24 protein-coding genes are annotated in these 24,469 nt (G+C 35.7%); 1 reads left to right on the top strand and 23 read right to left on the bottom strand.

Annotation, left to right across the window (positions count from 1 at the left end):
• Positions 1-252 precede the first annotated feature (252 nt).
• The 21 genes from KQI21_RS00755 to sleB form a co-directional block, all read right to left on the bottom strand.
• The gene (locus KQI21_RS00755) at positions 253-1,023 is read right to left on the bottom strand and encodes a CheR family methyltransferase (protein ID WP_216482104.1); all 771 of its coding nucleotides are present in this window, start codon (positions 1,021-1,023) and stop codon (positions 253-255) included.
• 562 nt (positions 1,024-1,585) lie between these two features.
• Complete coding sequence (gene ndk / locus KQI21_RS00750) at positions 1,586-2,032, bottom strand: nucleoside-diphosphate kinase (RefSeq protein ID WP_216482103.1); 447 nt, start codon at positions 2,030-2,032, stop codon at positions 1,586-1,588.
• 83 nt (positions 2,033-2,115) lie between these two features.
• Positions 2,116-3,087 carry a heptaprenyl diphosphate synthase component II gene (hepT, locus tag KQI21_RS00745; protein ID WP_216482102.1) on the bottom strand — a complete coding sequence of 324 codons (972 nt, stop codon included), beginning with the start codon at positions 3,085-3,087 and terminating at the stop codon, positions 2,116-2,118.
• Positions 3,088-3,104: 17 nt separating this feature from the next.
• Entirely contained in the window at positions 3,105-3,830 is a 726-nt protein-coding gene (locus tag KQI21_RS00740; RefSeq protein WP_216482101.1) for a demethylmenaquinone methyltransferase, read from the bottom strand.
• Between the two features lie 3 nt (positions 3,831-3,833).
• Positions 3,834-4,628: a heptaprenyl diphosphate synthase component 1 gene (locus tag KQI21_RS00735; RefSeq protein WP_216482100.1), complete on the bottom strand. Its 795-nt coding sequence runs from the start codon at positions 4,626-4,628 to the stop codon at positions 3,834-3,836.
• A gap of 101 nt (positions 4,629-4,729) precedes the next feature.
• Positions 4,730-4,954: a trp RNA-binding attenuation protein MtrB gene (gene mtrB, locus KQI21_RS00730; protein ID WP_373687612.1), complete on the bottom strand. Its 225-nt coding sequence runs from the start codon at positions 4,952-4,954 to the stop codon at positions 4,730-4,732.
• Between the two features lie 240 nt (positions 4,955-5,194).
• Positions 5,195-5,467, bottom strand: coding sequence for a non-specific DNA-binding protein Hbs (hbs, locus tag KQI21_RS00725; protein ID WP_216482099.1), 273 nt, complete (start codon positions 5,465-5,467; stop codon positions 5,195-5,197).
• Between the two features lie 1,054 nt (positions 5,468-6,521).
• Positions 6,522-8,000 carry a stage IV sporulation protein A gene (gene spoIVA / locus KQI21_RS00720; RefSeq protein WP_216482098.1) on the bottom strand — a complete coding sequence of 493 codons (1,479 nt, stop codon included), beginning with the start codon at positions 7,998-8,000 and terminating at the stop codon, positions 6,522-6,524.
• A 920-nt stretch (positions 8,001-8,920) separates the two neighbouring features.
• Positions 8,921-9,604 (bottom strand): YphF family lipoprotein, encoded by a 684-nt coding sequence (locus tag KQI21_RS00715; RefSeq protein ID WP_216482145.1) that lies wholly within the window; start codon positions 9,602-9,604, stop codon positions 8,921-8,923.
• A 64-nt stretch (positions 9,605-9,668) separates the two neighbouring features.
• Positions 9,669-9,866: a DUF2768 domain-containing protein gene (locus KQI21_RS00710; protein ID WP_216482097.1), complete on the bottom strand. Its 198-nt coding sequence runs from the start codon at positions 9,864-9,866 to the stop codon at positions 9,669-9,671.
• A 400-nt stretch (positions 9,867-10,266) separates the two neighbouring features.
• Positions 10,267-10,527, bottom strand: coding sequence for a stage VI sporulation protein F (locus KQI21_RS00705; RefSeq protein WP_077320626.1), 261 nt, complete (start codon positions 10,525-10,527; stop codon positions 10,267-10,269).
• Between the two features lie 61 nt (positions 10,528-10,588).
• Entirely contained in the window at positions 10,589-11,623 is a 1,035-nt protein-coding gene (locus tag KQI21_RS00700) for an NAD(P)H-dependent glycerol-3-phosphate dehydrogenase (RefSeq protein ID WP_216482096.1), read from the bottom strand.
• Positions 11,624-11,639: 16 nt separating this feature from the next.
• Positions 11,640-12,950, bottom strand: a complete 1,311-nt coding sequence (der, locus tag KQI21_RS00695) for a ribosome biogenesis GTPase Der (protein ID WP_216482095.1) — start codon at positions 12,948-12,950, stop codon at positions 11,640-11,642.
• A 231-nt stretch (positions 12,951-13,181) separates the two neighbouring features.
• Positions 13,182-13,367, bottom strand: coding sequence for a capping complex subunit for YIEGIA (locus tag KQI21_RS00690; RefSeq protein WP_216482094.1), 186 nt, complete (start codon positions 13,365-13,367; stop codon positions 13,182-13,184).
• Between the two features lies 1 nt (position 13,368).
• Positions 13,369-14,262, bottom strand: coding sequence for a YIEGIA family protein (locus KQI21_RS00685; protein ID WP_216482093.1), 894 nt, complete (start codon positions 14,260-14,262; stop codon positions 13,369-13,371).
• Between the two features lie 407 nt (positions 14,263-14,669).
• Complete coding sequence (rpsA, locus tag KQI21_RS00680) at positions 14,670-15,806, bottom strand: 30S ribosomal protein S1 (RefSeq protein ID WP_216482092.1); 1,137 nt, start codon at positions 15,804-15,806, stop codon at positions 14,670-14,672.
• A gap of 165 nt (positions 15,807-15,971) precedes the next feature.
• On the bottom strand, positions 15,972-16,553 hold the full coding sequence (locus KQI21_RS00675) for a lysophospholipid acyltransferase family protein (protein WP_216482091.1): 582 nt from the start codon (positions 16,551-16,553) through the stop codon (positions 15,972-15,974).
• A 647-nt stretch (positions 16,554-17,200) separates the two neighbouring features.
• Complete coding sequence (gene cmk / locus KQI21_RS00670) at positions 17,201-17,875, bottom strand: (d)CMP kinase (RefSeq protein WP_216482144.1); 675 nt, start codon at positions 17,873-17,875, stop codon at positions 17,201-17,203.
• A 157-nt stretch (positions 17,876-18,032) separates the two neighbouring features.
• A complete protein-coding gene (locus KQI21_RS00665; protein WP_216482090.1) occupies positions 18,033-18,683 on the bottom strand; it encodes a flagellar brake protein in 651 nt (216 codons plus the stop codon).
• A gap of 68 nt (positions 18,684-18,751) precedes the next feature.
• On the bottom strand, positions 18,752-20,092 hold the full coding sequence (ypeB, locus tag KQI21_RS00660) for a germination protein YpeB (protein ID WP_216482089.1): 1,341 nt from the start codon (positions 20,090-20,092) through the stop codon (positions 18,752-18,754).
• Positions 20,093-20,107: 15 nt separating this feature from the next.
• Entirely contained in the window at positions 20,108-20,911 is an 804-nt protein-coding gene (sleB, locus tag KQI21_RS00655) for a spore cortex-lytic enzyme (protein ID WP_216482088.1), read from the bottom strand.
• 511 nt (positions 20,912-21,422) lie between these two features.
• Here sleB and KQI21_RS00650 point away from each other — a divergent pair.
• Entirely contained in the window at positions 21,423-21,587 is a 165-nt protein-coding gene (locus tag KQI21_RS00650; protein ID WP_216482087.1) for a hypothetical protein, read from the top strand.
• Positions 21,588-22,514: 927 nt separating this feature from the next.
• On the opposite strand, the gene prsW is transcribed toward KQI21_RS00650, so the two are convergent.
• Both prsW and KQI21_RS00640 read right to left on the bottom strand, forming a co-directional pair.
• Positions 22,515-23,204: a glutamic-type intramembrane protease PrsW gene (prsW, locus tag KQI21_RS00645; RefSeq protein ID WP_216482086.1), complete on the bottom strand. Its 690-nt coding sequence runs from the start codon at positions 23,202-23,204 to the stop codon at positions 22,515-22,517.
• Between the two features lie 118 nt (positions 23,205-23,322).
• Positions 23,323-24,300 (bottom strand): asparaginase, encoded by a 978-nt coding sequence (locus tag KQI21_RS00640; protein WP_216482085.1) that lies wholly within the window; start codon positions 24,298-24,300, stop codon positions 23,323-23,325.
• Positions 24,301-24,469 lie beyond the last annotated feature (169 nt).

Genomic DNA, 24,469 nt, shown 5'->3' with positions numbered 1-24,469 from the left:
GAAGATAAGCGAAGGTGTACTCTAGGGGTCACGATGTGAATGATAGTACGAGGAAAAATATATACGCCAGGAGGCAGGAGATGTCCCAGTTGTACTAGTTTACAACTTCCCACTGTGTTATTAACTTCTAAAGACCATAGTTAATCCACTCTTGTCATTTTTACCGCGTTTTTTGAATATCCTTTCCAACTAAAACATATTAATTAACCCCAACAGCCAAACAGCATTTGACAATTGGGGTGCAAACTACACTCAAACTTTTTGATAAAAAAAGGTATCTAATAATTGCAAGCCATATTTTTCCGGATTAAAAATTTGTTCGGTACTACCTACGAACAATACACCATTTGTATTTAAAGCTTGAGAGAAATGGTGATAAATTTTTTCTTTTGCTTCATCTGTGAAATAAATAAGTACATTTCTGCAGATAATTAGATCTAAATTTTTAGAATAAGCATCAGCAAGCAGATTATGCTTTTGAAAATTTACTTGTTGTTTTATTTCCTCCCTTACATGATATAAATGATGCTGTTGAGTAAAGTATTTATTAATTAAATTTTTTGGCATATCTTTTAACGCTTGTTCTGAATAGATAGCTTGCTTTGCCTTATTCAAGGCTGTTTCATCAATATCTGTGGCTAAGATTTGATACATTGCGTTGGAGAAATATTCTGAAAGCATAATAGCAATACTATAAGGTTCTTCCCCCGTGGAACAAGCAGCACTCCAGATATGGAAAGGTCGTCTGTTAACTAAGGCTGGTAATACAGAGTGTTGTAAGACTTCCCACCGTTTCGGATTCCGATAAAATTCAGATACATTAATAGTTAAACGATCAACAAATTCTTTTAGCAGGACTTTATCTTGATCCAAAGCACGATAATAAGTGGCAAAATCTGTAAAGCCACGTTTATTTCGTAATGAAGTCAATCTCCGCTTCATTTGCGTTTCCTTATACAGCTGCAAATCGATCCCCAGCTTATTCTTAATTTTGGTCACAAAGTTAAAATAATCTCGGTCCAATGTTCCCCCTTCTTTCGATCGGCTATTTTCATTGCCTTTATTTAAATCAAACTTAAACTTGACTAGGCATTAAGTCTTTGGTATATGATTACCATTCCCTTTTAACATTACCATTTTTACAACTAAAACCTAGCTCTACGCTAATTATTCCGCTTCAAAACGTAGAAAACAGACTTATATAATAGTGTTTTAAACACACTTTTATGTATTTGCAAAAGATTCTAGCGAGTATTAACAGACAGAGTAAAAGCTAGAAGCGCTCGGTTAACGACGTACAAACTGGAGACCTTCTAACGAGATAAAGAAAACATGCCCTTGCAACAGGGGTATGCCGACGGTGGGCGGCAAGCCCTCTTTTAGTCGGCCTTCCTTTAGATTCGAGCCGATTGTTGACTTATCGTAGGAAGGAGATCGAAGTTTGCTAGGCGCTTGAGCGCTTAAGCTAGACGACGATGCTATTTTTAAAAAAGATATCCTCCATGCAGTAAAGAATATAAATTCCTATCGTGTAAGAGGATGCCGTCCAGGATAACCTCACGGCCAAACTATTTTATATTTACTTTTAGTAAATCCAAGCAGAATCCTGCTTATGGTAAGAAACAAGCTCTTCTTCTTTAAAAAATAGCTTAAGCTCACGTTGGGCACTTTCTGGAGAGTCTGATCCATGAATAACGTTTTTTCCAACGGTCAATCCATAATCACCGCGAATGGTGCCTGGTGATGCATCTTCAGGATTTGTTTTTCCCATCATTTCACGTGCGATTGTGATTACATTTTCTCCTTCCCATGCCATCGCAAACACTGGTCCGGAAGTAATAAAATCTACAAGTTCATTAAAGAATGGGCGCTCTTTGTGTTCTGAATAATGCTCTTCTGCTAAAGCTGTTGAAATTGTCATTAGCTTTGCCCCTACTAATTTAAAACCTTTTGCTTCAAAGCGGTTAATAATAGATCCAATTAGATTACGTTGTACTCCATCTGGTTTTACCATTAAAAATGTTTTTTCCATGCTCCAAATCCCCTCATTCTATGTATTTTTCTAACCGATAAAATTCTATCAAATCTATGTAAAAAAGACAACGCACGAGATAATCACGTACGGCGTTTTCCGATGTATTTACCAATTTGTATGAGCGTGCGTTTAGGGCGGCTATCTGGTAAGCCATCTAATTGCTGTAAGGCTTTAGCCAAATACCGGTTACTTAAATCATAAGAAGCTTCAATCGCATTCGTCTGTTTTATCGCTTCCACGACATTTTTTATACGTGCTTCTCTTATGGAGTAATCAGCCTGCAAACTGTTCTTTATGTTCTCTCGTAAGGAAGAATCCTTCATCGCCATAAAAACAGGCAATGTTAAATTTCCTTGTAACAAATCATTACCTGCAGGTTTTCCCAGTTCTTTTTCTGATCCAATAAAATCAAGAATATCATCGATAATCTGGTAAGACATTCCAATATTGTAACCATAGCGATACAACCGTTGGGCATCTCTATCATTTACACCTGAAGCAATTGCACCTAATTTACAGCTTGTAGCGATTAATAATGCCGTTTTTCGTTTGATTCTACGTAAATAATTTCGCAAGCTTTGATTCCAATCAAATTTATCTTTAATTTGTTCTATTTCACCTTTACAAACTTCAACAATTGTTTGGGATAGCAAGCGATGAATTTTCGGATCTCGCAGTAACGTAATCTCTTCTAAAGCACGGGCTAAAATATAATCCCCTGTATACATGGCTACTCGATTCCCATATATTTGTCTAACTGTAGGCATGCCTCTGCGAATTTCGGCATCATCTATAACATCATCATGCACCAAAGTGGCTGTATGTATAAGTTCTAATGACACTGCAACTAGCTTTAATTTTTCTAAATTATACGCGCCCATTTGCCCGGACAACAAAACAAAAACAGGGCGAATCCGCTTGCCCCCTGCTTGCAGTAGTTCTGTTGAAGCCTGTCGTAATACAGGATGCTTTGCTTGTATCACTTTGTTAATGGTTTGTTCTATTTGTTCTAAATCTTTTTTTAAATATCCGTAAGCTTTAGCTAATTTCATGAATGTCACCTTTAATTTTACTTATTAATTATGCGTTCTCCCTTAAATCCCATATGCATTGCTGCTACACCACCAGTATAACTTTTCACTTGAACATTTGAAAAACCTGCACGGATAAACATTTGCTTTAATGCCTTTTTATCAGGAAAATCTCTTGCTGATTCATTTAACCACGCATATTCTTTCTGACTTTTAGCAACCAACTTTCCTAGTAAAGGCATAATATATTGAAAATAAAGATAGTATAATTGCCGGTAAACTGGTATTGTAGGCTGAGAGGTTTCTAAACAAACCACTTTCCCGCCCGGTTTAACTACACGATACATTTCTTTCAGGACAGCCATATAATCTTGAACGTTGCGTAATCCGAACCCAATTGTTACATAATCAAAACGATTATCCGCAAATGGTAATTTCATCGCATTTCCTTCGATAAAACGTACATTGTCCAGATTCGCCTGTTGCTTTTTCTCTTCTGCAACAGATAGCATATTTCCACTAAAATCGAGACCAAATACCTCGCCTGTTGGCCCTGTTTCCTCTGCCATTACTAGTGCCCAATCTCCTGTACCGCAGCAAACATCTAAAGCTATTGTACCAGGCTGTACATCCATTCGTTTCATGACATCTTTTCGCCACGCTTTATGACGTTTAAACGATATAATTGAATTCATGGAATCGTACTTGGAATAAATTCGTTCAAACACATGATGTACACGTTCTTCTTTCGATGATTGTGCCATAACCTAACCTTCTCCCCCCACCGTTAGATTCATCTTCCCGACAGCTGTAATTTCACGATTGATTTGGTGCAAAAGATGATTATGATTTGGTATTTTTTCTAAATCAGCAGTAAGTTGCTTTATTGTTGTCTTTAATTGTTCTTTTAACTCGTCTATCATAGTAAGCTGGGATGGAAAACTCCACTTCTCAATTTTTTCCGAGTTATCATGATATTGTATGATATATAACATTTGCGTAAGTATCTTTATAAATAACCAATTTCCAGCAACTTCACCCAAAGCGGGAACATGTAAATATTCTGCGACACGTACAAGTAATAATGTATCAATGATTTTTTGTATTTGCATATATTCCGTCAATGAACTCGTTTCATTATAATAGAGAATCATTTTATACTCATTAATTTCTTTAATAGCTGAAGCAAGCTGACGGATAAAATCAAAATCATCCATTTCAGCTAGTAACAAATAATAGAGACCACTATAATAATCACCTGCAAGTACATGGAGCTGCTTTGTCAGTTTAACGTCCTCTTCTTCATCCAATGCAGTTACACTAGGAACCAAATCATGGGTATCAAGTGCCATTTGGACAAGCATTGTTGTGATAATATATCTTTCTTTAAGGGATTCAGATAAGGTAGTGTGATAGACCATTTCCACTAGTAACCGCAATTTTCTCTCATCGATGGCAGGCTTTTTAATATGCTTTTCTAAATAGGAGTGCTCCATTTTAGCTACTATTTTTCGTTTAAGGTACTGTATGTTTACCTCTGAATTAATCAAAAAATCACCCAAGCCCTTCATCCAATCTATTCATGCTTTAGCTATTATAGCATAATTTATACGCATTCCATAATCAAGCATTCTGGACTTTAGTTGATCTTTTTCTTAATAATTTAGTTGTTTTCTATCTCACCATGACTTGTTTGGATTAATGCTTTTCCTCTTACTTTAACAGCCGATGTATGTTCTGTAAATTGAGCAATCATCGTTTCTCCTTTATCCAGCTTTTCGGAATGGTGAAATCTTGTGTCATTTCCTCTTGTCAGTCCGATTACCTGTACACCGTCTTCTAACGCTTTAATTACAAAAAAATCGGCTGAAACCATTGGCTTATCCATTACCTTTCCTCCTTCATTTGGTGAAAAATGCTATACAAGATATTTAGCTTTAGATACATTTTATGTAGCTAGATTGATGTTAACGGGATCACATATCACAAACTATCTTTTATTTTGCTTATAGGATGAATTATTAGGTGACATATGATTTATTATTCCTTCAATTTTATTTTTTGTTAGAGAATCTTATCAGCAAAAAGAGGATACGCTTTTGCGTACCCTCTCGCCCTATGTAACCTATTATTTTACAGCGTCTTTTAGGGCTTTACCTGGTTTAAATGCAGGAACTTTGCTTGCTGGAATTTCGATCTCTTCCCCTGTTTGAGGATTACGACCTTTACGAGCAGAACGCTCACGTACTTCAAAGTTTCCAAATCCAATTAATTGTACTTTTTCACCTTTTTTAAGTGAATCCATGACAGATTCGAATACTGCATCAACAGCTTTCGTTGCATCTTTTTTAGAAAGCTCACTTTTTCCAGCTACAGCATTAATTAAGTCTGTTTTATTCATGACATTCACCTCCTCCCATTAAACATCAATCGACATTGGAACAAATTCTAATGAAGCTATCATCATTTGTTCACCATTTTGCCAGTTTTTATACCTCATGTCACGAAATTCATGTAGTGACATGGCTTATCTTAACCGAGTTTGCAACAAAATTCAACACTTTCCCGGTAATTTTTCAGTATTTCTTGTAGTTTTTATACGTTTTAAACTAAAAAATTGGTTTATTTTACCATTATGGTCAGAATGGTTGATGAATAGCTTTGTTAGCAATCGCTCGGTTATATTAAAGATATACGACATCCCTATTAAATATCCTGCCGTTTTTATAAATTTTTTTTAATAGACAGCTATATAGTAATTTTTTAGCACAAATTAATAGCTACATAAAAGCTGTTATTTTGTACAAAAGGACAAACCTTGGTCAGTCTCAAGAACGCTGGAACCTCCGATGAGGGGCTGTCGCCACATGGGGAGTGAAGTAAAATTTCGAGGGCTAGGCATTAAAGCTGGATGGGAATAAAATTAACACAAATAGGTTCCTAAAAAGAACAAAAGCTAGAAGCGCTTGGTTAGCGACGTAGGGAGATCAAAGCTTGCTAGTTGCTCGAGTGCTTAAGCTAGACATCAAAAATACAAGCGTTCGGGTTAGCGACGTACAAACTGGAGAACTTCTGACGAGATAAAGTGAAACTTCATTCAAGGAGTGTTTTTCTCCTTGAATGTTAGTTAAACGAATCGGGGATTTAGGAGCCGTTTTTCTCATAAGTTGCAAAATAATAGGCAGATCTTTGAAATGAGAAAAATATGGCTTCTTCATCCGGGATAAAGAGTCTCTAAAAGAGGGGTATGCCGTCTGAGCGGCAAGCCCGCTTTTAGTCAGTGTTCCTTTAGATTCGAGCCGATGTTGATTTATCGTAGGAAGGAGATCAAAGTTTGCTAGTCGCTCGAACGCTTAAGCTAGATGACGAAGCTACTTTTCAAAAAAACTATCTACAATGTACAAATGGATATTATTCCTACAAAATAAAAAAGCAGCTACATTTAGCTGCTTATGCTATAAAATAATAGCGATAAGTCCTCCAGACCCTTCATTAATGATTCGTTCAAGGGTATCTTTTAACTTGTAGCGTGCATTTTCCGGCATTAAAGCAATTTTAGCTTGAATTCCTTCTCTGACAATCGAACTTAGCGAGCGCCCAAAAATATCTGACTCCCAAATGGAAAGTGGATCCTCTTCAAAGTCTTGCATTAAATAGCGGACAAGTTCTTCACTTTGCTTCTCCGTGCCAATTATCGGTGAAAATTCAGATTCTACTTCTACTTTAATCATATGGATAGACGGAGCAACAGCTTTTAGCCGAACACCAAAACGAGATCCTTGACGGATGATTTCTGGTTCATCTAAGATCATATCTTCTAATGCAGGAGCGGCAATTCCATACCCTGTTTGTTTGACCATTTGTAATGCACCAGCAACTTGATCATATTCTCGTTTAGCATAAGCAAAATCCTGCATAAGCTCCAACAAGTGGTCTTTTCCTCTTATTTCCTCACCGACAATTTCTTTTAATACTTCATCATACAAATGATCTGGCGCATGTAAGTCAATTTCTGCAATTCCCTCTCCCATTTCCATTCCTGCAAGCTTCGCCTGATCAATGTACTCATAGTGAGAAAAATCTCCAACGATTTGATCTACATCCCGTAATCGCTTAATGTTTTTTACCGTATCTTGGATTGCTTCCTGATAGCTCTTTCTTAACCAGTGTCCTTCATTCAAAACCATAACCCAGCTCGGGAGATTTACATTTACTTCTAATACCGGGAATTCATACAGTGCTTCGCGTAGTAAGTTCGTCACATCATGCTCTGTCATTGATTCAACGCTCATTGCTAATACGGGAATATCATATTTTTCCGCAAGATCTTGCCGCAGTAATTCCGTTTCCTGACTGCTGGGACGTTGTGAATTTATAACCATAATAAATGGTTTTCCAACTTCCTTTAGTTCTTCTACCACCCTAACTTCTGCTTCAACATAATTACTTCTCTCAATTTCACCAAATGTACCATCTGCTGTAACAATTACTCCAATGGTAGAATGCTCTTGAATTACCTTCCGAGTACCAATTTCAGCTGCATCATGAAAGGGAATAGGGTCCTCGTACCATGGCGTATGAATCATTCTTGGTCCATTTTCATCCTCAAACCCTTTTGCACCTTCTACAGCATATCCCACACAATCCACAAGCCGGATATTAACGTCTAATCCCTCGTCAACATGAACCGATACCGCTTGGTTTGGAACAAATTTAGGTTCCGTAGTCATAATGGTTTTTCCAGCTGCACTTTGGGGTAACTCATCTAATGCACGTGCTCGTTCGCTTTCCTCCTCTATATTAGGAAGGACTACTAGCTCCATAAATTTTTTTATAAATGTAGATTTACCAGTACGAACAGCTCCTACAATACCTAAATAAATATCTCCATTCGTCCGTTTCGAAATATCATTAAAAATATCAACTCTTTCCAAAAGATCCCCTCCCGATCTTCGTTCTTTTTAATTTACGAACAAACTACGAATAATTGACATTACAAGTCTATGATGTTGTCCTATCAAAATATGCCTGAATTATGTATAAAAGTTTAAAAAGCTTAGCACTATATTCGATAGCTATTCTGTGAAAAGTTTAGCGCTTACTATTGAATGTAGAGAGAATGATACGCAAACTATAAATACAACTAGGCAACAAAAACTGAATAGTTTATACAGCTTTATCGAAAATAACTTAAGCAAACCTCCTTTTTTATAAGTGAAACTTCCAGCCGTTTTTTCTCCGAGGTAACCAAAAGCTAAAATTTCAGACATTCTTAAAATTGTTCCGTTGCCGAGTTATTCCTCGTGCAAAGAAAAGTTGTCGTAGCTTTTCTGCCCTCGAAAAAGAAAAACACTTTTTTTATTTGTGTGGTGTACTCCTACCGAAACTTCTCTATCTTATCGACCCGAATGAATCTGGCTTTTAGGCGTTGTCTCCCTCTTCGGCTGTTTCGTCATTCTGTAACTCTTAAAGGGAGGATCTTACAACACCTTAAATCGGGATAAAGTGAAACTTCATTCAGTTGGAGTTTTCTTCCATCTCCTACTGAATGTTAGTACCTAGAAGGGTATGACCTAAAGGCCCTTGAACGAATCGGGCATTAGGTGCCGTTTTCTACCACTTATACCCTTTTGTTCCAACTCAGGATCTTAAAGTGGGAGTCTTGCGGCACCTTACATGCGGGATAAATAAAGCTATAACCCCACAGACATAAACGAGTTGTACTGCATCTACTATTAATAATTTAGGAAATTACATAAAGCCAAAACAACATTTTCTACTATTTATGTTTTTAAATTGCAAGTAAAAAACCCTTGAAATAATATATGTTTCAAGGGCTTTTATATGATGAATTTCATTTATTTTCTTGTAAAAATATTGGTTCTCCATCCTTAATCGTATAAGGAAGTGAGTAAGCAGGAACAAATGGTGTATTATCTGCTAAGATATAACGAATATCATCCCCTGGCTTATAGTCATGCTTATATTTTTGCAGAGCATTATTTAAATCAATTCGATAGTCGACATAGAGTTTTCCATCTGTATCCATCACGATTGGCAGTTGCTCCTGTGAATAAGGACTAACTACAGTTGGCGGAGAATCCAAACCTAATTTTTTATAATCAATCGTATATACTCCTTCTGCAATTTCCTTGGAAAATGGAGGATATAGATGTTCATTTCGATAAATATCCAATTTTAAATTTACACTGCGAATTGCTTCTGTTATTCGTAAATCAATTAATTTCACACGTGGTTTTTTTTCCGGTCTAATGATGGTATATTGATAAACACCACCATTTTCAAAAGCGTTTCCGGGAATTTCAGTTAAAATACTGGCTTCTTTCAATTTAGAAAAATCAACTAAATATTTTTCAAAGATTGGCGTATCACTATCTTTCGTTCGAATTGGTACAAGTCCACCACTTGTTTCCTTATATTGTTCAACAGCTGATTGAACCATCTCCAACTGGTCTTCATTTGGTACCTGGTTTTTCGCCAATTCTTCCTCTGGATATAAACAGCCACTTAATAGCATGGTGAAAAATAAAATAATGGCTACATTTCGATATGTGCGATTCAATCCCGGCTCCCCCCTTACTTTAGCCTGTTGGACCACTAAATACGATATAAAAAATAATAAGACATCCTAGCACTAACGATATGTATGCAAATAACGAGATAATCCCTGCAAACCAACCCCTTAGTTTATATCTGGCTAACAAAATCAGACCTATTGCTACAAGTAATAACGCCATTCCAATAAATGAAATGTACATTTTTAGCATCGATTCCGACATATATTCCCACCCCTACTAAACGAACTATTATTGCACCACGTATTATAACATAAACAGCAAAGATAAAGTTAGAAAAGGGCATTTAAATCACTTTAACAGATACCAAAAGCTTAAAGCGCCTTGATCAAGCTGGAACGGAGGCTACCTGCACCGCAGGAGGAGTGAAACGACCTGGAAGGGACTAACCGCTGAAGCTGGATGTGAATAAATACCATCTAAAAATTATCCACCTTGTAGACACGGATATAATTTCCTAAACCATAACAAAAGCCGAGATGAAGGGGGCTTCTCCATCTCGGTTTGACTAAATAATTATCCACTGCAACTCTATCTATGAATGCTTGTGCGATTTATTTTATGCAAGAATATGAATAATTGTATCCTCACTTGCCCAAGTATGCTATTTTTTAAATAGTTTGTTTAATGAATTCATATCCATAGGAATATCATTTTTAACAATTGATTGTACAATTTTATCCTCTTTTTGCTTTGATACAGGCTTATTTGCCAATTTACTCAACTGACGTACTAATCTTCTCACTGTTTTCTCGTCAGAAAAATCAGCATGCTTTACAGAATCAGCTACTTTGTACACATCATCTGGATTAATTTTTGCTTTTTGTTGAATTTTGTCAAAAAGTCCCTTTTGAAAATTGTTCACATACTCGCCTCCCTGCTAAGTTACTCAAACACAGTATATGCAGGAAGCAGTTTGCATGTTATTAAGAATACCTTTCCATTAACAATTGGGCAAGATCATCCATTTCCTCTCGTTTAGAACGATTCATCAATTGTTCCACAACATCTTTCGGATCTTTTGCTTCAAATAGAACTTGATAAATACCTTCTGTAATCGGCATTTCTACTTGCTGCTCTTTAGCAAATTGGTAAGCTGCTTTTACAGTTCTAACCCCTTCCACAACCATGCCCATTTGTTCAAGAACATCTTCTAATTCTTTCCCTTTACCTAATAAATTACCAGCACGCCAGTTTCTGCTGTGGACACTCGTACAAGTAACAATTAAATCGCCAACACCTGATAAACCTAAAAAGCTTAATGGATTCGCACCTAATGATGTACCTAGTCTTGTAATTTCCGCCAGCCCTCTTGTCATGAGTGCAGCTTTTGCATTATCTCCATAACCTAAGCCATCCGAAATACCAGCACCTAAAGCAATAATATTTTTAAGTGCACCACCAAGTTCAATTCCCAATACATCTGTACTTGTGTAGACACGAAAAGACTCATTGATGAATAAATCCTGAGCTAATTTTGCTTCTACAGAATTTGCTGATGAAACGGTAACTGTCGTTGGTTGTCGTAATGCGACTTCTTCTGCATGACTAGGACCGGATAAAACAACCACATCTTCTTCATTAAATGTTGTTAATTCTTCACCAATAACTTGTGATACACGCTTCAATGTTCCTGGTTCAATTCCTTTTGAAGCGTGGATAATTGTTATATTATCTGGGAGAATTGGATCTAATTGCTTACATACTTCACGAATCGCTTTTGTCGGTACAACAATAACGATTGCTGTAACATCTTGAATCGCTTTTTGTAGATCATGATAAGCAGTAATTGCTTTAGGAATATCTACATCCAAATAGTGTTCATTTCTTCTTGTTTTATTAATATGATCAGCATGGTCGCTGCTGTGTGTCCATAGTCTTACATCATGTTCATTATCAGATAATACGATACTTAATGCTGTTCCCCAACTTCCGGCTCCTAATACAGCAATCTTTGCCATATATAGCTCCTCCTTATTATTGTCTCATTCTTGGAACAATTATTATCGGTGTTCCTACAAATCCGAATGCTTCTCTAATTTTATTTTCCAAAAAGCGTTCATATGAAAAATGCATCAACTCTGGATCGTTTACGAAAACGACAAAGCGTGGAGGCTTCACTCCAACTTGTGTACAATACAGTACTTTTAATTTTCTTCCTTTAATTGTTGGTGATGGATTCAAAGCGATTGCATCCATAATAACATCATTTAAAACATTCGTAGGGACACGCTTTGAATGGTTTTCACTGGCTAATTGAATAGCAGGAATTAACGTATGCAATCGTTTTTTTGATTTGGCGGATAAAAAGACAATTGGAGCGTAATCTAAATATTGGAAATGAGCACGTATATTTGTTTCAAATTCCTGCATGGTTTTATCTGTTTTTGTCACCGTATCCCATTTATTAACAACAATCACAACAGATCTTCCTGCCTCGTGTGCATAACCTGCTATTCGCTTATCCTGCTCTCTTATACCTGTTTCTGCGTCTAATAACACCAAGACGACATCAGATCGTTCAATCGCTTTTAGCGCACGCAACACACTATATTTTTCGGTTGATTCATATACCTTTCCACGCTTACGCATCCCCGCAGTATCAATGATGACAAAATCCTGGTTATAGGCATGTAATTTCGTATCAATCGCATCTCTTGTCGTTCCTTCCATATCACTAACGATTACCCGTTCTTCATTAAGCAATGCATTTACTAATGAAGATTTTCCTACATTCGGTCTGCCAATAACGCTGAAGTATATGGTATCTTCGTCCTGCTCAGCCGTTTCATGTTTTGGAAAATGACGAACTACTTCATCTAATAAATCGCCTAAACCTAATCCATGCGCTCCTGAAATCGGAAATGGCTCTCCAAAGCCAAGTGAATAATATTCATAAATCGTTTCACGCATTTCTGGGTTATCAATTTTATTTACACCAAGAACTACCGGCTTATTAGCTTTGTATAATAGTTTTGCAACTTCTTCATCAGCAGCTGTAATGCCTTCTTTCCCGTTAACGAGAAAGATAATAACATCTGCTTCTTCAATCGCTATTTCTGCTTGGTGGCGAATTTTTGTTAATAAAGGTTCGTCACTCATTTCAATTCCGCCAGTATCAATCAGATTAAACGTCGTTGTCAACCACTCTGCCTGCGCATAGATTCGATCCCTTGTTACTCCGGGAACATCTTCTACAATAGATATTCTTTCACCAACTAATCTATTAAAAATAGTTGATTTTCCTACATTTGGTCTTCCTACAATTGCTACAGTTGCTTTTCTCATGAAAGGGAACATCCTTTCTCTTTCTCAAAATTAATCTATAGCACATAAAGTACTATTGGTTTATATCTTGCAAATCGTGTTAGCAAAATATTGATCCCTTTGGAAATCTTACAACCATTATTAGTGTTGATAGACCTTCAAAAAGGAGATTGTCTCATTTTCCAAACCATTAGACAACCTCTATCATAGCAAAAGAGGGACGTATAAACAATTAAAACTTACAAGGAGAACTTAATGTTTTACAATGATAAATAGATCCTCACTAAGTTGATGTGCTATCCCATCTGTAATTGCTTCTAAATTCGCAGCTATATCCTCTGCTTCTTTTCTGCTTTCACAAATAAAGGTAGGAGCTCCCCCTTCGATAGCAGAGGGGTTTGTCGTAATAACAGCGAGAATTACTTTTTCAATTTCCATTTTACTGATCCCCCTTTCTATGATTAAAAGCAGATTCTGAAGGCATACGAATAGCATTCTCAAGTACGGGGACTTCTCCTATTACCTTTTTCGCTTTGTTAATATCTCGAATTTGCGGCAACATGAAAATACCGATACGCCCATCGTCTAAATCTCGTTTTATCAATGGTGTAAGAGCTGGTGTTCCCGAATCTCTAAATACACCTAATGTTACCGATACATCATGCAAAATTGCTTGACGTTGCCCCAGATTTGCAATGGTTGTTACGATATTTATATTTTTAGGAGTTAAAACAAATCCCATTCCATATCTTAGAATTTCATCCTGTCGTTCCGGAAGACCAATGTTCATAATATAAATATTATCAACATACAATCCTGCACCTTTAAAATGAAGTGAATGATGTTCAATTTCCACAATATCTTTGATTCGCTTCCCACTCATTAATGCCATTGAAATAGCTAGGCAACTAGTTGCTACTATTAATGCAATATACATGCCAAAAACAATAAATGTAAGTGTAGAGAAAAATGACGTAAAAATAACTAAGTAATTTCTACTTTCAAATGATATGGCAATTCCTTCTATATACGTTTTTCCTCTTGGTACTAATTCAAAACCATCTACTTCTGTCAATGTGTTTCTTTCCATATTTCTCACTTCTCTAAATTGCGTTGCAGCAACGGTTAAAAAGGTTACTGCGGTAAATTCTAATTCCATAATTGCTGGAATAGCTACCGATCCTAAGGCAGCTGCAATAAATCCCAATGATATATGAATCACTTTTCCATGTAAATATGTAGGATATTGTCGATAATCGGTACGAAGCATTAGAATACGTGCTAACGTTCCAATAATTACCCCAAATAAAATTGGCATTGAATATTCATTCATTCTGTTACCTCCATAGTTGTGTACCCAATTAATTGCTCGATTTGGAATTAATATAAAGTGAAACTTTATTCAGTAGGAGTTTTCTTTCATCTCCTACTGAATGTTAGTTGAACGAATCGGGCATTTAGGTGCCGTTTTCTCCCACTTAGAACTCAGGTCTTAAAGTGGGAGTCTTACGGCACCTTACATGCGGGATAAGCAAATAATACCCTTGTAAAACTCCTCCTGAATGTTAGGCGACCCTTATAATTCGCCATATTAGCAGTATTGCTGTTTCTTTTCGTTTGTATACAAAAAAACGCTTTTCCGAATAGGAAAAACGTTTTTTAGTGACGGCGTTGTAAACAGAACAAAGAAAACAATGATAGCCAGACATCGCCTCTTTTTCAAGGACGTTCGCATCTTAGTTATTGTTTGTATTTATTCAATTTGTCCCCGATAATATCACTGATATGAAAACCAGATTGTTCATCATCTTTTTCATATCGTTTATAATCATCTGCTTCTTCTTCCTGCTCCAGCTCTCGAATGCTTAATGAAATCCGTTCATCTTTTTCATTTACATCGAGCACCTTTACCTTTACTTCTTGACCAGCCTCAAGCACTTCCTGTGGAGTACCAATATGACGTGTTGCAATTTGAGAAATGTGTACAAGACCTTCAACACCTGGTTCTATTTCAACAAATGCACCAAAATTAACAAGGCGTTTCACAGTACCGTCAAGCACATCTCCACGAGAAATTCGCTCTTCAATACCAGCCCAAGGTCCAGGTAAAACTTTCTTTCTTGATAAAGAAATCCGCTCACTATCTGGATCAACAGATAACACTTCTACTTTAATTGTATCCCCTTCTTTTACTACATCTGAAGGGTGCTCCACATGCTCATGCGCCAATTGTGAAATGTGTACTAAGCCATCCACTCCTCCAATATCAACAAACACACCAAAGTCAGTAAGCCGTTGTACAGTTCCTTCAATGACTTGTCCAGCTTCCAAAGACTGAAGCAATGATTTTTTCTTTTCCTGTAGCTTTTCCTCTTGAACGGCACGGTGCGATAAAATGACGCGATTCTGCTCAGGTACGAGGTCTACAACTTTAACAGTTAGCATTTTATCTTTATAATCACTAAAATCCTCTACATAATATGTTTCTACTAATGAAGCTGGGATAAACCCTCTTACACCAACATCGACAACTAATCCACCGTTAACAACCTCTTTAACTTGAGTTTCAAATACTTCTCCATTCTCATATTTCTCTTGTAAATCCTTCCACGCTTTATCAGCATCTACTGCTTTTTTTGAAAGGATAATATCTTCATCTTCTACTTTTTTTACTTTTAAAGTTAATGTATCTCCTTCATTCACAGCATCACTTACAGTATCAATATGAAGGTTGGAAATTTCACCAATCGGCAAAATTCCTTCCGCTTTGTAACCAATATCAACTAAAGCTTGCTTTTCCTCTACTCTTACTACAGTTCCAGTTACAATGTCTCCTACATTTAAATCGATTTGTTCTTTGTTTGTTTCTTCACTCATATCCATAGCCCTCCTAAAATCATATCGAAACCCCAAATAACTTTATGTAATAAGCTACTTAAGCTTTCTTTTAATAACTAATAATAACGATAAATAATTGCTTTTTAAAAATATCCCTTTTTTATAACTTCTAATAATTATAATTATTTGTCAAGTAATGTAGTTTTATTTATTTGCATTCATTAACTTTTGAATCTCTGACATGATCACATCCGCCGCTTCTTGTGCAGATGCTTTTCGTTCCTTAAGTTCTTTCATTGAAATTGGCTGTCCGTAGACGACCTTTAACTTTTTTAATGGTTGATAAGTTCCAATGATCGCACAGGGAACGATTGTTGCCTCCGATCGAAGGGCAAAGAATCCTGCTCCAGCTAGCGGTTTTCTGAGTTTTCCAGTTTTACTTCTAGTCCCTTCAGGAAATAAACCTAGCGTGTGACCTTCTTTTAAAATCGCCACCCCTTTTCTTAAAGCATTTCGATCACCTATTCCCCGTTTAACTGGGAAAGCTTGAATGGCTGTTAATAATTTACCGAGTAAAGGTTTTTCAAACAATTCTTGTTTTGCCATAAAATAAATACTTCTTGGTGAAGTTATTCCAACGGTCGGTGGATCTAAATTAGAAATGTGATTCGAACAAATAATAACAGGTCCCGTTTTGGGAATATTTTCTTTTCCAATTACTCGAATGCGAAATAACGGGAAAAAAATAATGGAAACTACCAATTTAGCTATTTTATATAAATTCATCATCTTTCCCTCTAACCAGCTTATTTATTTTAATAAAGAAATAAGTTACATCTAATTATTTTTCTATATAAAATGAATCTTCAATCAGTGGGGGGCTTTTATTGCCCGCTGATAGATGAACATAATCGAAATAAAGGAACATGCCCCTGTACCAGGGTTATACCGACGCCTGAGCGGCTTTTAATCGGGCTTCTTTAGATTCGGAGCCGATGTTAACTTATCATAGGAAGCAGATCGAAGTATGCTAGTAGCACGAGCTCTTCCAGCTAGACGAAGATATGTTTAAAAAAGTTATCCACAATGTACAAACGGATAGCCAATAAAAAATTCACTACGTCGACTTAACTACAATGCTAAAAATCCATACTCATTCTTGGTACGCAGAAAATTTGTCGTCATGTTTGACACACTTTTGAACATCTCTATAAAGTGAAACTTCATTCAGTAGGAGTTTTCTTCCATCTCCTACTGAATGTTAGTACCTAGAAGGGTATGACCTAAAGACCCTTGAACGAATCGGGCATTTAGGTGCCGTTTTCTCCCACTTAGACCCTTTTGTACCAACTCAGGCTCTTGAAGTGGGAGTCTTACGGCACCTTACATATGGGATAAATACACGATTAGGAACCCTTACTCATTATATCTAATTAATGTATTTTACGTACCTCTTCAAGAATTTGTTCAGCCACTTCCTCAATCGTTAAAGATGTCGTATCAATTTCTATAGCATCTTCTGCCTTTATTAAAGGGGAGATCTCCCGTTTGGAATCAAGTTCATCTCTTTGTTCGATTTCTTTTTTCAATTCATTGAAATCTGTATGTATTCCTTTTCTCTTATTTTCTTCATATCTTCGTTTTGCTCGCTCTTCGACAGATGCGACTAAAAAGATTTTAACCTCTGCGTCTGGTAATACATGTGTCCCAATATCACGTCCATCCATGACGACATCTTTTTCTTCTGCTAACAACTGTTGTCGCCTTACCATTTCCTCTCTAATTAATGGATGCTTCGCAACATAAGACACAGCATTCGTTACCTCGTTTGAGCGAATGGCTGTTGTGATATCTTGCCCATCAATAAATACAAGCTGACCATCTCTTCCTTGCTTCAACTCCATTATTGTTATTTCAAGTAATTTTACAAGAGCAGCTTCATCATTTACATTAACATCATTTTTGAGCGCTTTCCAAGTAATAGCTCGATACATCGCTCCAGTATCTATATAAATACTAGAGAGTTTTTCTGCTACGATTTTTGCTACTGTACTTTTTCCTGCTGCAGCAGGACCATCAATTGCGACCGTTATTGTTTTATTTACCATGAATGGCATCCATTCCTCTCCGTACATTTCTTGCATAAAATCAGCTGAAAAAACTTGGCCATGCCAAGTTTTATAAAAATAAGCCCTATATTAAATAATAACATATTCATTAAATGATGGTCTATTCCTATAGCTAGGTTTTCCCTTTTTCCTAAGATTAATCGAATAATTGCTTTCTTCTTACTTCTCTTTGCTTTTCAAAGCAATAACGGATAATGGATTGCTGCATCTTTTGATCCATATTCAAATATTTAAATGCAGCGACCGTAATTCCATTTTTTCCTTCCTTGTGAAAGACTAATTCTGCTTTTGTATGAGGATATACGTACTGTCCACCGGCTAATGGCAATACCATCCATAACTCAACTAATTTTCCTTTTAATTTTTTATGTTTAGGTAATATAATGGATATCCCCCCGCCACTTATATCATTCGTAACTGTCGTAAATGGCGGAAAAAGCTGATCTGGAGAATGGACAGCTATATCGACAACTGTATCTACCCGAACGAAATTTCGCCGTTGTACGCGCTTTAATTCTTCTGGTAATGTCATTGCTAAAGCTTTTATATTTAATTTAACTTTAGCTGCTAATTTGGAACGAAAGTGATAAACGACCTCATCCTCACCTAAAAAAAACACATCAAATACTGTGCCTTTATAAAAAAAAGCAGTTTTTTTCGTTTTTACATCAACAGGATAATCAATGAATAAATATTTGTCATTTTTATCAATAATTTTACACCGATACTTTTTATTTTGTTTATTAACTTGGGTAATCTGCAACTGAAGCACCGTTCCTATTTTCATACCCAATCACCTCCATAGCCCTTTATACCTATTATTACAGATATTAAAAAAAAGAGGAAGACATAACGTCATCCTCTAGCATAATTTATTTCCGATCCGCTTAGCTTTTCTACACGTTCTTCTCGACCATCCTCAGCGTTAATAAAGATTCGATAGGTCTCATTTCCCATTGTTCCAAGAAATTCATATGTTAGTACTTCTTCGCCTAAATCATTATCAATAACAGCTAGGTATTCTTCCTGAATATCTACATTCGGGTTTACCTTTTCTTTAGCTTCCTCGCTACTGATTTTCGGTTCGGGCTTTTCTCTTTCACCGTGGTTCATAAAATAATCAATCGCCGTTAAACCGAGAATTTCACCATTATCCAGGGCTACTTTTACTTCAACTGCATCTGAATAGTAACGAACATCATCTTTACTATATAGAAATGAATAAGCCCCAGTATTATCATATTGTGCACTTTGAAAAACAATCATATTATTAAAATCATTTTTTTTCAAAAATGCTTTTGCTTTTTCCATCCCGCTATTTAAGCTAATCCTTTTTGTATTGACGGGTCGATCAATTAGGAAGGTTATTGGATGTCCACCTTTTTGTGATAGATCCATATAAGCACTTTTTTTATCATTCCGGTAGGAAATACTATATACGGGAACTTCAGCACCTTTTCCGCTTTTCGTAATTCGTATCTTTTCTTTGTTATCTATCGAAAGAATTTTTTTTGCTTTAGATAGTGCTTCATCCTCTTTTAAAGGTTTGCCTTTTAAATTTTTAAATTGATGTTCTCTAACAGTTTGATTAGATGTAGATACATGGCCAATTCCTTCTGCAAACCCTTCTGCTTTTTTCTCCACTGTTTTAAATCCATCAATAATTGTATTATCGATTTGCTCACCTTCATTTGCTAACGCAAGCTGTACGTCCATCCAACGTAAATTATTTTCTAAAGTGGTATGTTGAACTTTCCGTAATTCATCTTTAATTTCTCCAGACTGTTTATACAAGTTTTTTAACGTCTTTGTTTCTTTATCTGATAACGGTTCTTTTTTAAGATCTCGTACTGCTGTACGGTATGTGAACTCACCAATATTAGCTAGGAACTCCTCGGTTTTATTAAATGGTAATAATCCTAAAGGCAATTGTCCTACATCTGATAAGGCCTCTGAAGTAACCCGCCATATCTCAACAAGCTGAGGAGATATGCGTTGATTTGAATTCATTGCTAATGCTGAGCCAATTTTGTCATTTAACACATCAATTCGGTATGTTAAATCATGGAAAGCTCGTTGATACGTATTTTCCGCCTGAATGAGCACTGCATTTTTTTCCTGATGTTCTTGGTAACCCCAAACCCCTGTCCCAATAATTCCTAGGGATAATACAACAATAAGTATCCAACGAATCATTTTTATATCACCTACCTATTTACAAAAAATATGTTTTCCAATTTGTTTAATTTGTGGTCTTGACCAAATCCAAGGCGATGTCGCAGTATTTGGATTAAAATAATAAATAGCGCCTCCTGAAGGATCCCAACCTTTTATCGCATCCAACACAGCTTCTCTTGATGTTTTATCTGGAGATAACCAAATCTGTCCATCGGCAACGGCAGTAAAGGCTCTCGGTTCAAAAATAACACCAGACACGGTGTTGGGAAATGTTGGACTTTTTACGCGATTTAAAATTACTGCAGCTACTGCTACTTGACCAACATAAGGTTCTCCTCTTGCCTCTCCATGAACTGCATTAGCCATTAACTGAATATCGTTTTGTGAATAACCCGGTGGTACGTTAACAGCTGTAGTATTATCTTGCTTATTTGCTTGTCCACCACCGCCAGACTGTTTTTTTCCACCACCATAATGGGTGAATTTTCTTCCTTTATTAATTTGTTCTTTTACATAAGCTTCATCATATTTACTAGCTTTAACTAACTTTTGCTTCGTTGTAGGGCCAGCTAATCCATCAATTTCCAGACCAAACTCATACTGAAAATTACGTAATGCCCAATACGTTCCCCAGCCAAAGACACCATCAATTTTTCCATTATAAAAACCTAAATATTGTAATCTTGCCTGCAATTCTATAACATCATCACCTACTGCTCCATGCTGAATAACTTGGGGACTAAAAGCATGAACTGTTTTATCCGGCTGCACAATTTGCATTCCAAGGAATAAAAAACTTACTATAAATAAAGAAACCATCAGTTTTTTATTGGCCATACATTTTCCTCCTGGTATTCATGGTATTGTCTAGATAGTTTTTGATATAATTCTTTTTTTATTCATGGTTTATTTATAATAAATAACCTTACCTTATTTACTATGAGAGTCATAAAATTATACATTGTAATACGTTAAGGAAGAAAATCCATGTGAACAATCCATATGACAATTGGATACAGAGAGCGACTGAATTTAAAATATAGTCATGACTATATTTTTAAAAAAGACTGCAGCTTTGAAAATCTTTTATAAAGTTATCATGAACGTAAATGACTCCTTAATCGTAATTTCCGTAGATTAGTTTGGCAATACTTTTTTTAAGTTAAGAAAAGTAGAAAAATAGTAATTGGTTTCAAAATATTACTAATAAAACTTTTTCAAACCAACAGAAACATCTAATCATTTATATCCCTTACATTCCTATCCGGTTGAGGAGTTCTATCTCCATTTGTTTCCTTAATATACAAATAAATTAATAAGATAATAATTATCAGGAGGTGATAAAACCATGAACAATCAAACGGAATTAACAAATGAACAAATCCTTGAACAACCTTGTAATTCAGGTGACAGAAAATGTATTGGTGATCGTTGGCATGTATGTAAAAACGGTAGTTGGAAACCTTCAGGCGGATTTTGTCTGGATGATAGTCAGAATGGTGATTGTAAATAGTATGGAAACAATAAGGATATTTTTTGTTGGAGACGGATTACGAAAAGTATAATATAAATTAAAAAAGCGGCTGGGACATAAGCAAATACTAAATAGCAAAAACCGAACAATTCATTTATAATTGTTCGGTTTGTTTGTGTTAAAAAAATTCCTATCATCGCTACGTCAAAATATTTCGCTTTCCGCGGGCACGGCCTCAGCTTCCTCGGAAAGCAAAGATCGCTTTCCTGCGGGATCTTCAGCTCGAGCTATTCCCGCAGGAGTCTACATATTTTGACTACGCTAAAAACTTACGTATACACAAGGACGATTTATTGTTCGTTTTTTAATCAGCTGTTTTAGTTATGTTCCAGCCTCTTTTATGATATTGATGTTTCATTAGAAAAGCTAATGTAAATTAAAAATAGTTATTTTTTCGATATCGATCCTTCCATATAAGAGGTAATTATCCAAAAAAGATAACAGCTCCTATTTAGGACATAAATAATGATAGCTTAAATCACGATGTTTGTAAAAAAGCCACGAAGTTTTGGGATAGAATTCGCGATAGTTATTAAAAAAGATACGATGCTTTATCTGTTCAATCAAAGAATTTTAAATGAGTTTTGATTAAACTTTTCGATAAAACTAAATTTCATTCAAAAAGAAACGAATCCAAGTTGACCAATTTTTTTCAAAATGGGGCCTTTTATTTATTGTAAAATAAGGATTTGTTTTTAATTAAACTTTATTCTTAGGCATTAGCGCCTGTTATTCAGATTTTTCCTCATTAGAAAAACTTGGCTTGTCGCCGAGTCTTTAGCGAAAGCTGTAGTTTTTCTTATAGTATAAACCATAAAGTTTTATACTTTCCTATAGTATAAAAAAATTCTCTGTCTAAACAGTACAAAGAATTTCATTGTTTTATACATATTTATTCGCGTTACCTTATATTGCCGGATCATCTTCTTGTTTTTCATAGTTAGAGTATGCTGAATACATTGGATTATTAGCAATTTTCATTCGATGTAATGAGAAGAGCCACAAACCAATCATAAATGGCGCTAAGATTATGACCCAATTACTTTTAAGTTGCGTAAGAATATAGTTATAGGTTCCATGCAATAAATAAGGCATGAGGAAGGCTAAAAACAATGTCCTGCGCTTATGAACAGAAAATACTTTTGCTTTTCCAAAATAGTACCCCATAATAACTCCGAAAAGTGCATGTGAGGAAACAGGGAAAAAGGCCCGAATAAATGCATATCTAATTCCATTTGTAAATAAGTATAAAATATTCTCAAGTGTTGCAAAGCCAAGGCTAATAGCTACTGCATAAACAATACCATCGTAATGTGCATCGAATTCAGAATGATGGTAAATAGCATACATAAAAATAAACCATTTAAAAAATTCTTCCAATAAGCCAACAATTAGAAAAGATTCAACAAACGGATTTGTTACAAAACCTTCTGTTTGCAACACATACTGAATAAACATAATAGGGAAAACAAGCAACATCCCTAAAATAAAGGTACGAACAATTAATGCCAGTGGTTCTGTAACACGATCTTTTAAATAAAAAAATGACATTAAGGCTAATGCCGGTGCAACTCCAGCTGATAAAACAGTAAACATAGCTTACAAACCTCTTTCCCTACGGATACCATTATCCTATCATCTAACCGATATAATTCACATACAGACAGAATATAAGCATTTACTGGCTTTGCACATTTGTAACCAACATTAAGTTCTAAAGTGGATTAAATATTTCAGATATATTTGGATGGTTACTAGCTAACCCCACCATTAGCTTCATTCTGGCTTTTTTACTATCATAATCTCTTCCAAGAATAACTCCAGCTTTTTTTAAATCAAACGCGCTTCCCTCATAATCATAAGTCGTATAAACTTCCCCTTCAACAGTAGAAGTAGTAATGACCACAATTATTCCGGCTTGAATGCACTGTTTTATTTCCCCCATCATTGCAGGTGTTACTTGACCTCTGCCGACACCTTCTAAAATTATTCCATCAACATTAGCTTCTCTAGCTGCTCTTACATATTTATCACCAGCACCCATATAACACTTAATGATATCGACTTCAGGTAACGATGACTTTAACTCATAAAACTCATTCACTAAAGGCTTCTGGAAAATGTACACTTCTTCATTATCAATAATTCCAAGATAACCAAAGCCGAATGAATTAAAGCCTTGAACATTGGAAGCATGTTCCTTTTTTACATAACGAGAATGAAAAATACGTTCATTAAAAACAACTACAACGCCAATATGAAATAAATCCTCACTACAAGCTGCGAGAATAGCATGCTTTATATTTATAAAAGCATCTGTTCCTACTTCACCAGGTGAACGCTGTGATCCAGTAAAAACAATTGGTTTTTTATGATTGGTTATTAAATTAATAAAATAAGACGACTCTTCTAATGTATCTGTTCCTTGAGTAACAACTACTCCAGATACATCATCTTTTGCTAAATAAAGATCGATCCGCTCTTTCAATATTAATAAATCATCAAAGGTTAGATGCATACTTGCCTTTTGTAACATCGACTCTACTTCTACATCTATGTCTGCTGGTATATCACAGTATTGAACAATTTCTTCCCCTGTAATAACTCCAGATTCTAATAACCCTGTGTCTTCCTTCTTTTTACTTGCAATTGTGCCACCGGTAGCAATTAAAACCACTTTTTTTCGTTTCATAAGGCAACACCCACTTATCTAATTTTTTACTAATCACCTATTTATGAATAGCACTCTTTTCTAGCATATTTGTTTTGTCGAATCCAGTCAATTAAAAGGGAATGTTTGTACTGAATAAGAAGCATGTTACTGTCTTTTTTCTCTCTTCCTCAAGTATTGACCTAATAAA

Origin of the sequence: Virgibacillus proomii (assembly GCF_018916875.1) — a bacterium.
Taxonomy (GTDB): Bacteria; Bacillota; Bacilli; order Bacillales; family Amphibacillaceae; genus Virgibacillus; species Virgibacillus proomii_B.
The sequence above is the reverse complement of the archived record's forward strand: the minus strand, read 5'-3'. Positions and strand labels throughout refer to the sequence as shown.

What these genes read in the sequence shown, in the direction of transcription:
- ndk (WP_216482103.1), bottom strand. Translation starts at nt 2,032, where the DNA reads ATGGAAAAAACATTTTTAATGGTAAAACCAGATGGAGTACAACGTAAT.
- hepT (WP_216482102.1), bottom strand. Translation starts at nt 3,087, where the DNA reads ATGAAATTAGCTAAAGCTTACGGATATTTAAAAAAAGATTTAGAACAA.
- KQI21_RS00740 (WP_216482101.1), bottom strand. Translation starts at nt 3,830, where the DNA reads ATGGCACAATCATCGAAAGAAGAACGTGTACATCATGTGTTTGAACGA.
- mtrB (WP_373687612.1), bottom strand. Translation starts at nt 4,954, where the DNA reads ATGGATAAGCCAATGGTTTCAGCCGATTTTTTTGTAATTAAAGCGTTA.
- hbs (WP_216482099.1), bottom strand. Translation starts at nt 5,467, where the DNA reads ATGAATAAAACAGACTTAATTAATGCTGTAGCTGGAAAAAGTGAGCTT.
- KQI21_RS00715 (WP_216482145.1), bottom strand. Translation starts at nt 9,604, where the DNA reads ATGCTATTAAGTGGCTGTTTATATCCAGAGGAAGAATTGGCGAAAAAC.
- KQI21_RS00710 (WP_216482097.1), bottom strand. Translation starts at nt 9,866, where the DNA reads ATGTCGGAATCGATGCTAAAAATGTACATTTCATTTATTGGAATGGCG.
- KQI21_RS00700 (WP_216482096.1), bottom strand. Translation starts at nt 11,623, where the DNA reads ATGGCAAAGATTGCTGTATTAGGAGCCGGAAGTTGGGGAACAGCATTA.
- der (WP_216482095.1), bottom strand. Translation starts at nt 12,950, where the DNA reads ATGAGAAAAGCAACTGTAGCAATTGTAGGAAGACCAAATGTAGGAAAA.
- KQI21_RS00690 (WP_216482094.1), bottom strand. Translation starts at nt 13,367, where the DNA reads ATGGAAATTGAAAAAGTAATTCTCGCTGTTATTACGACAAACCCCTCT.
- KQI21_RS00685 (WP_216482093.1), bottom strand. Translation starts at nt 14,262, where the DNA reads ATGAATGAATATTCAATGCCAATTTTATTTGGGGTAATTATTGGAACG.
- rpsA (WP_216482092.1), bottom strand. Translation starts at nt 15,806, where the DNA reads ATGAGTGAAGAAACAAACAAAGAACAAATCGATTTAAATGTAGGAGAC.
- KQI21_RS00675 (WP_216482091.1), bottom strand. Translation starts at nt 16,553, where the DNA reads ATGAATTTATATAAAATAGCTAAATTGGTAGTTTCCATTATTTTTTTC.
- cmk (WP_216482144.1), bottom strand. Translation starts at nt 17,875, where the DNA reads ATGGTAAATAAAACAATAACGGTCGCAATTGATGGTCCTGCTGCAGCA.
- KQI21_RS00665 (WP_216482090.1), bottom strand. Translation starts at nt 18,683, where the DNA reads ATGAAAATAGGAACGGTGCTTCAGTTGCAGATTACCCAAGTTAATAAA.
- ypeB (WP_216482089.1), bottom strand. Translation starts at nt 20,092, where the DNA reads ATGATTCGTTGGATACTTATTGTTGTATTATCCCTAGGAATTATTGGG.
- sleB (WP_216482088.1), bottom strand. Translation starts at nt 20,911, where the DNA reads ATGGCCAATAAAAAACTGATGGTTTCTTTATTTATAGTAAGTTTTTTA.
- KQI21_RS00650 (WP_216482087.1), top strand. Translation starts at nt 21,423, where the DNA reads ATGAACAATCAAACGGAATTAACAAATGAACAAATCCTTGAACAACCT.
- prsW (WP_216482086.1), bottom strand. Translation starts at nt 23,204, where the DNA reads ATGTTTACTGTTTTATCAGCTGGAGTTGCACCGGCATTAGCCTTAATG.
- KQI21_RS00640 (WP_216482085.1), bottom strand. Translation starts at nt 24,300, where the DNA reads ATGAAACGAAAAAAAGTGGTTTTAATTGCTACCGGTGGCACAATTGCA.